General features: G+C 43.8%; 9 protein-coding genes. 8 read left to right on the top strand and 1 reads right to left on the bottom strand.

All coding sequences use genetic code 11. The features are described from left to right. Positions 1–83 precede the first annotated feature (83 nt). The 5 genes from ydeP to FQ015_RS04645 all read left to right on the top strand — a co-directional run bounded on the left by ydeP (position 84) and on the right by FQ015_RS04645 (position 6,937). Entirely contained in the window at positions 84–2,363 is a 2,280-nt protein-coding gene (ydeP, locus tag FQ015_RS04625; protein ID WP_160523761.1) for an acid resistance putative oxidoreductase YdeP, read from the top strand. 247 nt (positions 2,364–2,610) lie between these two features. Continuing rightward, positions 2,611–2,808, top strand: coding sequence for a two-component system connector SafA (gene safA, locus FQ015_RS04630; RefSeq protein WP_000543389.1), 198 nt, complete (start codon positions 2,611–2,613; stop codon positions 2,806–2,808). A 74-nt stretch (positions 2,809–2,882) separates the two neighbouring features. Continuing rightward, complete coding sequence (gene ydeO, locus FQ015_RS04635; RefSeq protein ID WP_000060467.1) at positions 2,883–3,644, top strand: acid stress response transcriptional regulator YdeO; 762 nt, start codon at positions 2,883–2,885, stop codon at positions 3,642–3,644. 398 nt (positions 3,645–4,042) lie between these two features. Next, the gene (locus FQ015_RS04640) at positions 4,043–5,725 is read left to right on the top strand and encodes a sulfatase-like hydrolase/transferase (RefSeq protein WP_160523762.1); all 1,683 of its coding nucleotides are present in this window, start codon (positions 4,043–4,045) and stop codon (positions 5,723–5,725) included. Between the two features lie 51 nt (positions 5,726–5,776). After that, on the top strand, positions 5,777–6,937 hold the full coding sequence (locus FQ015_RS04645) for an anaerobic sulfatase maturase (protein ID WP_160523763.1): 1,161 nt from the start codon (positions 5,777–5,779) through the stop codon (positions 6,935–6,937). Here the strand turns inward: FQ015_RS04645 and FQ015_RS04650 are convergent. Then, positions 6,900–7,022 (bottom strand): hypothetical protein, encoded by a 123-nt coding sequence (locus tag FQ015_RS04650; protein ID WP_123059887.1) that lies wholly within the window; start codon positions 7,020–7,022, stop codon positions 6,900–6,902. The genes FQ015_RS04645 and FQ015_RS04650 overlap by 38 nt on opposite strands. A 213-nt stretch (positions 7,023–7,235) precedes the next feature. On the opposite strand from FQ015_RS04650, the gene FQ015_RS04655 reads away from it, so the two are divergent. Genes FQ015_RS04655 through FQ015_RS04665 form a run of 3 tightly spaced genes read left to right on the top strand, consistent with a single transcriptional unit; the run spans position 7,236 to position 14,171 of the window. Continuing rightward, entirely contained in the window at positions 7,236–8,921 is a 1,686-nt protein-coding gene (locus tag FQ015_RS04655; RefSeq protein ID WP_160523764.1) for an ABC transporter ATP-binding protein/permease, read from the top strand. A gap of 37 nt (positions 8,922–8,958) precedes the next feature. Continuing rightward, positions 8,959–11,331 carry a TonB-dependent receptor plug domain-containing protein gene (locus tag FQ015_RS04660; RefSeq protein WP_160523765.1) on the top strand — a complete coding sequence of 791 codons (2,373 nt, stop codon included), beginning with the start codon at positions 8,959–8,961 and terminating at the stop codon, positions 11,329–11,331. A gap of 56 nt (positions 11,332–11,387) precedes the next feature. After that, the gene (locus tag FQ015_RS04665; protein ID WP_202385048.1) at positions 11,388–14,171 is read left to right on the top strand and encodes a M16 family metallopeptidase; all 2,784 of its coding nucleotides are present in this window, start codon (positions 11,388–11,390) and stop codon (positions 14,169–14,171) included. Positions 14,172–14,339: the final 168 nt, after the last annotated feature.

Below are 14,339 nucleotides of genomic sequence, written 5' to 3' on the forward strand. Positions count from 1 at the left end.
AAATGGCCGATAAACCCATTATATATACTGCGCATCATCGCTATTACAAATCCTAATAATTCATTTCCACACAGGATAAGCTGATGAAGAAAAAAATTGAATCCTACCAGGGAGCTGCCGGTGGTTGGGGGGCTGTCAAATCTGTAGCGAATGCAGTCCGTAAGCAGATGGATATACGCCAGGAAGTGATTGCCATGTTTGACATGAATAAGCCAGAAGGCTTTGACTGTCCAGGATGTGCATGGCCAGATCCTAAGCACAGCGCGTCATTCGACATTTGTGAAAACGGCGCAAAAGCAATCGCCTGGGAAGTCACCGATAAGCAGGTGAATGCCTCTTTTTTCGCTGAGAATACGGTTCAATCATTACTTACCTGGGGAGATCACGAACTCGAGGCTGCGGGGCGTCTCATTCAACCTTTGAAATATGATGCCGTCAGCGACTGTTACCAGCCATTAAGCTGGCAACAAGCTTTCGACGAAATTGGCGCACGTCTTCAAAGTTATAGTGATCCAAATCAGGTTGAATTCTATACTTCGGGCCGCACTTCCAATGAAGCTGCCTTTCTTTATCAGCTTTTTGCCCGTGAATACGGTACCAATAACTTTCCCGACTGCTCAAACATGTGCCATGAACCGACCAGCGTGGGTTTGGCAGCGAGTATCGGCGTGGGTAAAGGGACCGTGTTACTGGAAGACTTTGAGAAATGCGATTTAGTCATTTGCATTGGGCATAACCCTGGTACAAACCACCCTCGCATGCTGACTTCGTTGCGCGCTTTAGTGAAACGGGGAGCGAAAATGATTGCCATCAATCCTCTGCAGGAGCGTGGCCTGGAGCGATTTACCGCACCACAGAACCCGTTTGAAATGCTGACGAACTCCGAGACTCAATTGGCTAGTGCTTACTATAATGTGCGCATTGGTGGCGATATGGCGTTGCTAAAGGGGATGATGCGCCTGTTAATTGAGCGCGATGATGCTGCAAGTGCTGCGGGTCGGCCCTCATTGCTGGATGACGAATTCATTCAAACGCATACCGTCGGCTTTGACGAGCTACGCCGTGACGTTCTCAATTCCGAGTGGAAAGATATCGAACGTATTTCTGGACTAAGTCAGACACAAATCGCCGAACTTGCTGATGCATATGCCGCTGCCGAACGAACCATTATCTGTTACGGAATGGGGATCACTCAGCACGAACATGGTACCCAGAACGTACAGCAACTTGTCAATCTGCTGTTGATGAAAGGTAACATTGGCAAGCCTGGTGCGGGTATCTGCCCACTACGTGGTCACTCTAATGTACAGGGCGACCGAACCGTCGGTATCACCGAGAAACCGTCTGCAGAGTTTCTGGCTCGCCTGGGTGAGCGCTATGGCTTCACCCCACCTCATGCACCTGGACATGCTGCAATTGCCAGCATGCAAGCAATATGTACGGGGCAGGCTCGAGCATTGATCTGCATGGGGGGCAACTTTGCACTGGCAATGCCAGATCGGGAAGCGAGCGCTGTACCGTTAACGCAATTAGATCTGGCGGTACACGTAGCCACTAAGCTTAACCGCTCTCATCTGCTGACCGCACGGCATAGCTATATCCTGCCGGTTCTGGGACGTAGCGAGATTGACATGCAAAAAAGCGGTGCGCAGGCGGTAACCGTTGAGGATTCAATGTCAATGATTCATGCCTCGCGTGGCGTGTTAAAACCCGCAGGTGTCATGCTGAAATCAGAGTGTGCTGTGGTCGCGGGAATCGCGCAGGCAGCGCTCCCTCAGAGCGTGGTGGCCTGGGAGCATCTGGTGGAAGATTATGATCGCATTCGCAATGACATTGAAGCTGTGCTGCCAGAGTTCGCCGACTATAACCAGCGCATCCGCCATCCTGGTGGTTTTCACCTCATAAACGCAGCTGCTGAAAGGCGCTGGCTGACGTCGTCAGGTAAGGCTAATTTCATTACCAGCAAAGGGCTGTTAGAAGATCCCTCTTCGGCGTTTAACAGTAAGCTGGTCATGGCGACAGTACGCAGTCACGATCAGTACAACACGACGATTTATGGTATGGATGATCGCTATCGAGGGGTATTCGGTCAACGAGATGTGGTCTTCATGAGTGCTAAACAAGCTAAAGTTTGCGGTGTAAAAAACGGCGAAAGAGTTAATCTTATTGCACTCACGCCAGAGGGTAAGCGTAGCTCACGCCGCATGGATAGATTAAAAGTGGTCATTTACCCCATGGCTGACCGCTCACTGGTGACCTATTTTCCAGAATCGAATCACATGCTAACACTTGATAACCACGATCCATTAAGTGGCATTCCTGGCTATAAAAGTATTCCGGTTGAATTAGAACCATCAAATTAATTCGCCTCCTCATTTCTTCTGCTGTCATCCGCACAGCAGAAGAATTCCTCATTGACCATTGTCGCGCAATTTACTCACATGTGCTAAATTAAACTGCTCGCTATAAGATTTATACCTCCGCCTACAGCTGTAAGAAACTCCGCTCAGTACTGAAGCACCAGTCCTATTTCCTCTTTTTTCCAGCCTGTTATATTAAGCATACTGATTAACGATTTTTAACGTTATCCGCTAAATAAACATATTTGAAATGCATGCGACCACAGTGAAAAACAAAATCACGCAAAGAGACAACTATAAAGAAATCATGTCTGTAATTGTGGTTGTCTTATTACTGACACTTACGTTGATAGCCATTTTTTCGGCAATTGATCAGCTGGGTATTTCAGAAATGGGTCGCATTGCAAGAGATCTTACACATTTCATTATCAATAGTTTGCAAGACTGAAAATAAACAGCAAATTATAAATATGAAATGTTAAAAAAGTATCGATAAAAACTTTATTGTTTTAAGGAGATAAAATGTCGCTCGTTTGTTCTGTTATATTTATTCATCATGCCTTCAACGCTAACATTTTAGATAAAGATTACGCCTTCTCTGACGGCGAGATCTTGATGGTAGATAACGCTGTTCGTACGCATTTTGAACCTTATGAGCGGCATTTCAAAGAAATTGGATTTAATGAAAACACCATTAAAAAATATCTACAATGCACTAATATTCAGACAGTGACTATGCCTGTTCCTGCGAAGTTTTTACGTGCTTCAAATGTACCAACTGGATTACTTAATGAAATGATTGCTTATCTCAACTCTGAAGAACGCAATCATCAGAATTTTTCTGAACTTTTGCTTTTTTCTTGCCTGTCTATTTTTGCTGCATGCAAAGGTTTCATTACATTATTAACTAACGGTGTGCTATCCGTATCAGGGAAAGTGAGAAACATTGTCAATATGAAGCTGGCACACCCATGGAAACTAAAAGATATTTGTGATTGCCTGTATATTAGTGAAAGCCTGCTGAAGAAAAAACTAAAGCAAGAGCAAACGACATTCTCACAAATTCTTTTAGATGCCAGAATGCAACACGCAAAAAATTTGATACGCGTAGAAGGTTCAGTCAATAAAATTGCCGAAAAATGTGGTTATGCCAGTACATCTTATTTTATTTATGCTTTCCGCAAACATTTCGGCAACAGTCCAAAGAGAGTTTCAAAGGAGTACCGTTGTCAAAGGCACACGAATATGAACACGGGCAACACGATGAATGCTTTGGCTAATTGATTATTCGCTCACAAATAGTCAACCACACGCTAAGTAAGAATTAAAGGGGCAGCTATTACCTGCCCCAATGTGTCATTACGAATTGTATTTTATGATGAGAATTGGTGATATACATCACATATTTATGAATCTAAATAATCTGTTTCATATTTATTTATGATCCCAATGCAATAAATTGCCATCAAAACACATAAATACACTAAATATCAATTAGTTAGATATTTATCATTGAGAAATTACTTGGCTCAACAGAAAGCAATGTCAACGCTTTTTAGACTGTTGTTTCTCTTTTTTTAGCCAAATCTGCTATCTCTTTATGTGACTCACTTCACTTACATCATCTTATTTCTCTTCGTAAAATTACTTTGGAATTAAGTACAATAAGAAGAGGAACATTTATGAAGTCTGCATTGAAGAAAAGTGTCGTAAGTACCTCGATATCTTTGATACTGGCATCTGGTATGGCTGCATTTACCGCTCATGCGGCAGATGATGTAAAGCTGAAAGCAACTAAAACAAACGTTGCTTTCTCAGACTTTACGCCGACTGAATACAGTACTAAAGGAAAGCCAAATATCATCGTACTGACCATGGATGATCTGGGTTATGGACAACTTCCTTTTGATAAGGGTTCTTTTGACCCAAAAACAATGGAAAATCGTGAAGTTGTCGATACCTACAAAATAGGGATAGATAAAGCCATTGAAGCTGCACAAAAATCAACGCCAACACTCCTTTCGTTAATGGATGAAGGTGTACGTTTTACTAACGGCTATGTGGCGCACGGGGTTTCCGGTCCCTCCCGCGCCGCAATAATGACCGGTCGAGCGCCCGCTCGTTTTGGTGTGTACTCCAATACTGATGCTCAGGATGGTATTCCGCTGACAGAAACTTTCTTGCCTGAATTATTCCAGAATCATGGTTATTACACTGCAGCAGTAGGTAAATGGCACTTGTCAAAAATCAGTAATGTGCCAGTACCGGAAGATAAACAAACGCGTGACTATCATGACAACTTCACCACATTTTCTGCGGAAGAATGGCAACCTCAAAACCGTGGTTTTGATTACTTTATGGGATTCCACGCTGCAGGAACGGCATATTATAACTCCCCTTCACTGTTCAAAAATCGTGAGCGCGTCCCCGCAAAAGGTTATATCAGCGATCAGTTAACCGATGAGGCAATTGGTGTTGTTGATCGTGCTAAAACACTTGACCAGCCTTTTATGCTTTACCTTGCTTATAATGCTCCGCATCTGCCAAATGATAATCCTGCACCGGAGCAATATCAGAAGCAATTTAATACCGGTAGTCAAACAGCAGATAACTACTACGCTTCCGTTTATTCTGTTGATCAGGGTGTAAAACGCATTCTCGAACAACTGAAGAAAAACGGACAGTATGACAATACAATTATTCTATTTACCTCCGATAATGGTGCAGTTATCGATGGTCCTCTGCCGCTGAACGGAGCGCAAAAAGGCTATAAGAGCCAGACTTATCCTGGCGGTACCCATACACCAATGTTTATGTGGTGGAAAGGAAAACTTCAGCCCGGTAATTATGACAAGCTGATTTCCGCAATGGATTTCTACCCGACAGCTCTTGATGCAGCCGATATCAGCATTCCAAAAGAGCTAAAATTGGATGGTGTTTCATTGCTGCCCTGGTTGCAAGATAAGAAACAAGGTGAGCCACATAAAAATCTGACATGGATAACATCTTATTCTCACTGGTTTGATGAGGAAAATATTCCCTTCTGGGATAATTACCACAAATTTGTCCGCCATCAGTCAGACGATTACCCGCATAACCCCAACACCGAGGACTTAAGCCAATTCTCTTATACGGTGAGAAATAACGATTATTCGCTTGTCTATACAGTAGAAAATAATCAGTTAGGTCTATACAAACTGACGGATCTACAGCAAAAAGATAACCTTGCCGCCGCCAATCCGCAGGTCGTTAAAGAGATGCAAGGTGTGGTAAGAGAGTTTATCGACAGCAGCCAACCACCGCTTAGCGAGGTAAATCAGGAGAAGTTTAACAATATCAAGAAAGCACTAAGCGAAGCGAAATAACTAAACCTTCATGCGGCGGATTTTTCCGCCGCCTTATTGAGCGAGATAGCGATGCACGTTACAGCCAAGCCCTCCAGTTTTCAATGTAATCTCAAATGTGATTACTGTTTTTACCTTGAAAAAGAGTCGCAGTTTACTCATGAAAAATGGATGGATGACAGCACTCTGAAAGAGTTCATCAAACAATATATCGCAGCGTCTGGCAATCAGGTCTATTTTACCTGGCAAGGCGGTGAACCCACTCTGGCTGGCCTGGATTTTTTCCGTAAAGTTATTCACTATCAACAACGCTATGCAGGCCAAAAACGTATTTTTAATGCATTACAAACGAATGGCATTTTATTGAATAATGAATGGTGTGCCTTTCTCAAAGAACATGAGTTTCTGGTTGGTATCTCGATCGATGGACCCCAGGAGCTACATGACCGTTACAGACGCAGTAATTCAGGTAACGGTACTTTTGCAAAAGTGATAGCAGCCATCGAGCGTCTGAAATCATATCAAGTAGAGTTTAATACGTTAACCGTCATTAATAACGTTAATGTCCATTACCCTCTTGAGGTTTATCATTTTTTAAAATCTATCGGCAGTAAACATATGCAATTTATCGAATTGCTCGAAACCGGGACGCCGAATATTGATTTCAGTGGTCATAGTGAGAACACATTCCGTATCATTGATTTTTCTGTGCCTCCCACGGCTTATGGCAAGTTTATGTCAACCATTTTTATGCAATGGGTTAAAAACGATGTGGGTGAAATTTTCATCCGTCAGTTTGAAAGCTTTGTCAGCCTTTTTTTGGGGAATGGGCATACCAGTTGTATTTTCCAGGAGTCCTGCAAGGATAATCTGGTTGTTGAAAGTAATGGAGACATTTACGAATGCGACCATTTTGTCTATCCACAGTACAAAATTGGAAACATTAATAAATCGGAACTCAAAACGATGAACAGTGTACAACTGACAGCGCAAAAAAAACGGATTTCAGCAAAATGTCAGCAATGTGTATATAAACCTATCTGCAATGGTGGTTGCCCTAAGCATCGTATTACTAAAGTAAACAATGAGACTATTTCCTATTTTTGCGAAGGTTATAAAATCCTTTTTTCAACCATGGTACCTTATATGAATGCCATGGTGGAGTTAGCTAAGAACAGAGTACCGCTTTACCACATTATGGATGTTGCAAAACAAATGGAGAATAATAAATAACGCACTCTATTAGCTTCAGTCTTAGCCTCCTTCTTATGAACTTAACAAGGCACCCGACATAACTTCCTGTCGGGTGTTTCGTCATCATCATCTTCCCGTGCGAAGTAAGAGCTTAAATCCTGGCTTACGTGGTGTGAGTCAGAGCATCAGCAATGCCCTTGATTATCAATAGCATAACCATAACAACTGAAAATCAAATATTTCTTTATATTTCAAATTGTTAAATGACACTTAAATAAATTTCATCAGTAAATCATTGCCATAGATAATCATTGGATGGCACAATCAATTTTCGCTAATGATAACCATTCCCATTACGTTTTGTATGTTGATAGCAAAGTATCTCTGTCTGCTGAAGCCCTTTTGGCTGCGTAAGAATAATAAAACTTCAGTGTTGTTAATCATTATTATCCTCGCCATGATCCTTGGCGTGGTTAAAATTCAGGTCTGGTTAAACGACTGGAATAATGATTTTTTCAATGCGCTAAGCCAGAAAGAAACTGATAAGCTTTGGCAGCTTGTCCTTTGGTTCCCTGCCCTGCTGGGGATCTTTGTATTAATATCCGTAAACAAAAAATGGTTAATTAAACTACTGACTATTCGCTGGCGCGAATGGTTAACAGATTACTACCTTAATCGCTGGTTTGCAGATAAAAACTACTACTTCACGCAGATCTACGGCGAGCATAAAAATACAGATAACCCTGACCAACGTATCGCTGAAGACATTCTCTTACTGATCAGCAAAACGCTCAGCCTTTCATTTGGCTTCATCCAGTCACTTAGCATGCTGATCACCTTTACCGTTATTCTTTGGCAAAGCGCGGGTACGCTCTCATTCACTATTGGTGGAACTGAATGGAGTATCCAGGGGTATATGGTCTATACTGTCGTGCTCATTGTGATCGGTGGAACTTTATTTACCCATAAGGTTGGTAAACGTATTCGTCCGCTTAATGTGGAAAAACAACGTAGCGAAGCGACATTTCGAACTAATCTTGTGCAGCATAATAAGCAGGCAGAACTGATTGCGCTAAGCAATGCTGAGTCTCTACAACGCCAGGAGTTGAGCGAAAATTTTCATACCATTAAAGAGAACTGGCATCGTTTAATGAATCGTCAGCGGTGGCTTGATTACTGGCAGAATATTTATTCGCGCTCGCTTAGCGTTCTTCCCTACTTTCTGTTATTGCCGCAGTTTATTAGCGGACAGATCAATCTGGGCGGACTGATGAAATCACGCCAGGCATTTATGCTGGTATCGAACAATTTAAGCTGGTTTATTTATAAATATGATGAACTTGCTGAACTGGCTGCGGTTATCGATCGCTTGTATGAGTTCCATCAACTCACCGAACAGCGCCCTACGAATAAGCCTAAAAATTGCCAACATGCGGTACAAGTGGCTGACGCGAGTATTCGTACTCCTGATAATAAGATCATATTAGAGAACCTGAACTTTCATGTTTCGCCAGGCAAATGGCTATTGCTGAAAGGTTACTCTGGTGCGGGAAAAACCACACTGCTTAAAACATTATCCCACTGCTGGCCGTGGTTTAAAGGTGATATTTCTTCTCCTGCTGACAGTTGGTATGTATCACAAACACCGTTAATCAAAACTGGCTTACTGAAAGAGATTATTTGTAAAGCACTTCCCCTGTCCGTAGACGATAAATCGTTGAGCGAAGTACTGCATCAGGTTGGTCTGGGGAAATTGGCTGCGCGTATTCATGACCACGATCGCTGGGGAGATATTCTTTCCAGCGGCGAAAAACAACGTATCGCCCTGGCTCGATTAATTTTACGACGTCCGAAATGGATATTTCTTGACGAAACTACCTCTCATCTTGAGGAACAAGAGGCTATCCGCTTACTGCGTTTAGTGCGTGAAAAACTACCCTCAAGCGGCGTCATTATGGTCACACATCAACCTGGTGTCTGGAGCCTGGCTGATGATATTTGCGACATTAGCGCGGTTTTATAAAAACAATAAAAGCCCTGCTGTACGGAGATAAAAATAAATGAAGCGAGTTCTTATTCCTGGCGTCATTTTATGTGGCGCTGATGTGGCGCAGGCTGTCGATGACAAAAATAAGTACATGCCTGTTTTTGAAGAGATGACGGTCTATGCTCCTGTCCCTGTGCCTGTAAACGGGAACACGCATTACACCAGTGAAAGTATAGAGCGCCTACCGACCGGGAATGGCAATATCAGCGATCTGCTGAAAACCAACCCCGCGGTGCGCATGGATACAACGCAAAGTACTTCGTTGAACCAGGGCGATATTCGTCCGGAGAAAATCTCTATTCACGGTGCATCGCCCTATCAGAATGCCTATTTGATTGACGGTATTAGTGCAACGAATAACCTGAACCCAGCGAATGAGTCCGATGCCAGTAGTGCAACTAATATTAGCGGGATGTCACAGGGGTATTATCTTGATGTCAGCTTACTGGACAATGTGACGCTTTATGACAGTTTTGTGCCGGTTGAATTCGGTCGCTTCAATGGCGGGGTAATTGATGCAAAGATCAAACGCTTCAACGCTGATGATAGCAGCGTGAAACTGGGTTATCGCACTACGCGTTCGGACTGGTTAACATCGCATATCGATGAGAATAACAAGAGCGCATTTAATCAAGGTTCTTCAGGAAGTACTTATTACTCTCCAGATTTTAAAAAGAACTTTTATACCTTGTCGTTTAATCAGGAACTCGCCGATAACTTTGGCGTTACCGCCGGTTTATCCCGTCGCCAGTCTGATATTACCCGCGCGGATTATGTTTCGAATGACGGCATTGTCGCCGGTCGGGCACAGTATAAAAACGTTATCGATACCGCATTGAGTAAATTTACCTGGTTTGCCAGCGACCGCTTTACCCACGATTTAACATTAAAATATACCGGCTCCAGTCGTGATTATAATACCAGCACCTTCCCGCAGTCTGATCGCGAAATGGGTAATAAATCCTACGGTCTGGCATGGGATATGGATACGCAGCTCGCATGGGCCAAACTACGTACCACCGTTGGTTGGGATCATATTAGTGATTATACCCGTCACGATCATGACATCTGGTACACCGAACTTTCATGTACATATGGTGATATTACAGGGCGTTGCACCCGTGGCGGATTAGGACACATTTCCCAGGCTGTAGATAATTACACCTTCAAAACACGCCTGGACTGGCAAAAATTCACCGTGGGTAATGTTTCGCATCAACCCTACTTCGGCGCGGAATACATCTATTCCGATGCATGGACTGAACGCCATAACCAGTCTGAATCCTATGTGATTAATGCTGCCGGAAAGAAAACTAACCATACCATTTACTATAAAGGTAAAGGCAGCCTGGGAATAGACAATTACACGCTGTATATGGCGGATCGCATTAACTGGCGTAATGTGTCGTTAATGCCCGGCGTGCGGTATGACTATGATAACTATCTGTCAAACCACAATATCTCCCCGCGCTTTATGACGGAATGGGATATTTTTGCTGATCAAACCTCAATGATTACCGCAGGTTATAACCGTTACTATGGCGGGAATATTCTTGATATGGGATTACGTGATATCCGCAATAGCTGGACGGAATCGGTATCAGGCAATAAAACCCTGACGCGCTATCAGGATTTGAAAACGCCTTATAACGATGAACTGGCAATGGGATTGCAGCAAAAAATCGGTAAGAACGTTATTGCGCGCGCAAACTATGTTTACCGTGAAGCGCATGATCAAATCAGCAAAAGCAGTCGTACCGACAGCGCGACTAAAACCACCATTACTGAATATAACAACGACGGTAAAACCAAAACGCATTCGTTCAACCTCAGTTTTGAACTGGCCGAACCCCTGCATATCAGCCAGGTAGATATTAACCCGCAAATTGTCTTTAGCTATATCATGAGCAAGGGCAACTTGTCGTTAAACAATGGTTATGAGGAGAGCAATACCGGTGATAACCGGGTGGTTTATAACGGTAATCTGGTCTCTTACGATAGCGTTCCAGTGGCGGATTTTAATAATCCACTAAAGATCTCCTTAAACATGGATTTCACGCATCAACCGAGCGGGTTGGTGTGGGCGAATACGCTGGCCTGGCAAGAAGCGCGTAAAGCTCGCATTATCCTGGGTAAGACGAATGCGCAATACATCAGCGAATATTCAGATTACAAGCAGTATGTTGACGAAAAACTGGATAGCAGCCTGACCTGGGACACCCGCTTGTCCTGGACGCCACAATTTCTGAAACAACAAAACCTGACGATCAGTGCCGATATTCTCAATGTACTGGATAGCAAAACCGCTGTTGACACAACGAATACCGGCGTGGCGACCTACGCCAGTGGCCGTACTTTCTGGCTTGATGTCAGCATGAAATTTTAATAGTTCGGATTTTACTTAACCGGGTAAATTCGCCCGGTTTTCGCATGGAGATAATTATGAGAAACCTCTGTTTCTTACTGACGTTAGTGGCAACTCTGTTGCTCCCCGGGCGACTGATTGCCGCCGCCTTACCGCAGGATGAAAAGTTAATTACCGGGCAACTGGACAATGGCTTGCGATATATGATTTATCCGCATGCTCAACCTAAGGATCAGGTAAATTTATGGCTGCAAATTCATACCGGTTCATTGCAGGAAGAAGACAATGAGCGCGGCGTGGCTCATTTTGTAGAACATATGATGTTTAACGGCACAAAAACATGGCCGGGTAATAAAGTCATCGAAACATTTGAGTCAATGGGCCTGCGTTTTGGTCGCGATGTTAATGCCTATACCAGCTATGACGAAACGGTGTATCAGGTGAGTTTGCCGACTACGCAGAAACAAAATCTGCAACAAGTGATGGCAATCTTCAGTGAATGGAGTAATGCCGCAACCTTTGAAAAACTCGAAGTAGACGCTGAACGTGGCGTAATTACTGAGGAATGGCGTGCCCATCAGGATGCGAAATGGCGCACCTCTCAGGCGCGCCGCCCTTTCCTGCTGGCAAATACCCGTAATTTAGAGCGTGAACCTATCGGCCTGATGGATACTGTCGCCACGGTCACACCGGCACAATTGCGCCAATTTTATCAACGCTGGTATCAACCAAATAATATGACCTTTATCGTGGTCGGCGATATTGACAGTAAAGAAGCGCTGGAGCTGATTAAGGATAATTTAAGTAAGCTTCCGGCTAACAAAGCAGCTGAAAATCGCGTCTGGCCGACAAAAGCCGAAAACCACCTGCGCTTTAATATCATTAATGATAAAGAAAACCGGGTGAACGGCATCGCACTCTATTATCGCCTGCCAATGGTGCAAGTGAGCGATGAGCAAAGCTTTATCGAACAAGCTGAATGGAGCATGTTGGTTCAGCTGTTCAATCAGCGTCTGCAGGAACGCATACAGTCGGGCGAGTTGAAGACTATTTCTGGTGGCACTGCGCGCAGCGTTAAAATTGCACCCGATTATCAGTCGCTGTTTTTCCGTGTAAATGCACGTGACAATAATATGCAGGATGCTGCGAATGCATTAATGGCAGAGTTGGCAACCCTCGATCAACATGGTTTTTCTGCTGAAGAACTCGACGATGTTAAAACTACCCGCCTAACCTGGCTGAAAAATGCGGTTGATCAGCAAGCTGAACGCGATTTACGTATGCTGACCAGTCGCCTGGCGTCCAGCTCGTTAAATAATACGCCGTTCTTGTCGCCGGAAGAGACATACCAACTTTCGAAACGTCTGTGGCCGCAAATTACCGTGCAAAGTCTGGCGGAAAAATGGCAGCAGCTAAGAAAGAACCAGGACGCATTTTGGGAGCAAATGGTGAATAATGAGGTTGCAGCCAACAAAGCATTATCTCCTGCGGCTATCCTGGCGCTGGAAAAAGAGTACGCCAACAAAAAGCTGGCAGCTTACATCTTCCCTGGCAGAAATTTATCGTTAACAGTAGACGCTGACCCACAGGCGGAAATTAGCAGTAAAGAAACACTGGCTGAGAATCTGACATCATTAACACTTTCTAATGGTGCCAGGGTTATTCTGGCAAAATCAGCGGGTGAAGAGCAAAAGCTACAAATTATTGCCGTATCTAATAAAGGTGATTTAAGTTTCCCTGCGCAGCAAAAATCACTTATCGCGCTGGCAAATAAAGCGGTGAGTGGCAGCGGCGTTGGTGATCTCTCCTCTTCCAGCCTGAAACGCTGGAGTGCGGAAAACTCGGTAACCATGAGCAGCAAAGTCAGTGGGCTGAATACGTTGCTCTCCGTGAGCGCGCGGGCTAATAATCCTGAACCTGGTTTCCAGTTGATTAACCAGCGAATCACTCACAGCACGATTAATGACAATATTTGGGCATCGCTACAAAATGCTCAAATTCAGGCGTTGAAAACGCTAGACCAACGTCCAGCAGAGAAATTCGCCCAGCAGATGTATGAGAAGCGCTATGCTGATGATCGTACGAAATTACTGCAAGAAAAACAGATTGCACAATTTACTGCCGCAGACGCGCTGGCAGCCGATCGCCAGTTATTTTCATCTCCAGCGGATATCACGTTTGTCGTTGTCGGTAATGTCGCAGAAGACAAACTTCTGCCGTTAATTACGCGTTACTTAGGATCAATAAAACACTCTGATTCGCCATTAGCCGCAGGTAAACCATTAACTCGCGCGACGGACAACGCATCGATTACTGTAGAAGAACAAAATGAACCTGTGGCACAGGTTTCACTGTGGAATCGTTATGATTCCCGGACACCTATTAATCTGGCGACACGTATGGCGCTGGATGCCTTTAACGTTGCCCTGGCTAAAGATCTGCGCATTAATATTCGTGAACAGGCATCTGGGGCATACAGCGTTTCTTCTCGCCTCTCGGTTGATCCTCAGGCCAAAGATATCACCCATTTGCTGGCTTTTACTTGTCAACCAGAACGGCATGAAGAACTGTTAGCGTTAGCGAATGAAGTGATGGTTAAGCGTCTGGCTAAAGGGATCAGTAAGCAAGAACTGAACGAATACCAGCAAAACGTTCAGCGCAGCCTCGATATCCAACAGCGTAGCGTTCAACAATTAGCGAACACCATTGTAAATAGTCTTATTCAATATGACGATCCTGCCGCATGGACTGCGCAGGAGCAATTATTGAAACAAATGACGGTAGATAATGTTAACACTACGGTTAAACAATATCTTTCTCATCCGGTGAATACCTTTACCGGAGTATTACTACCAAAATAATGACGTCCCCCGTCAACATATCGTTGGCGGGGGTTTTAGCAACAGACGTTATTTTATATAATAATTTTATGAATGCGTTCAAAATAACAACCGAGTACTAATAATGATATTTTAAGGGCTAATTTTTATGTGATAATTCACCAGAGTTAGAAAGCGCGTCAAAATAAT

Source organism: Escherichia sp. HH26CH (assembly GCF_009820205.1).
GTDB lineage: Bacteria > Pseudomonadota > Gammaproteobacteria > Enterobacterales > Enterobacteriaceae > Escherichia > Escherichia coli_F.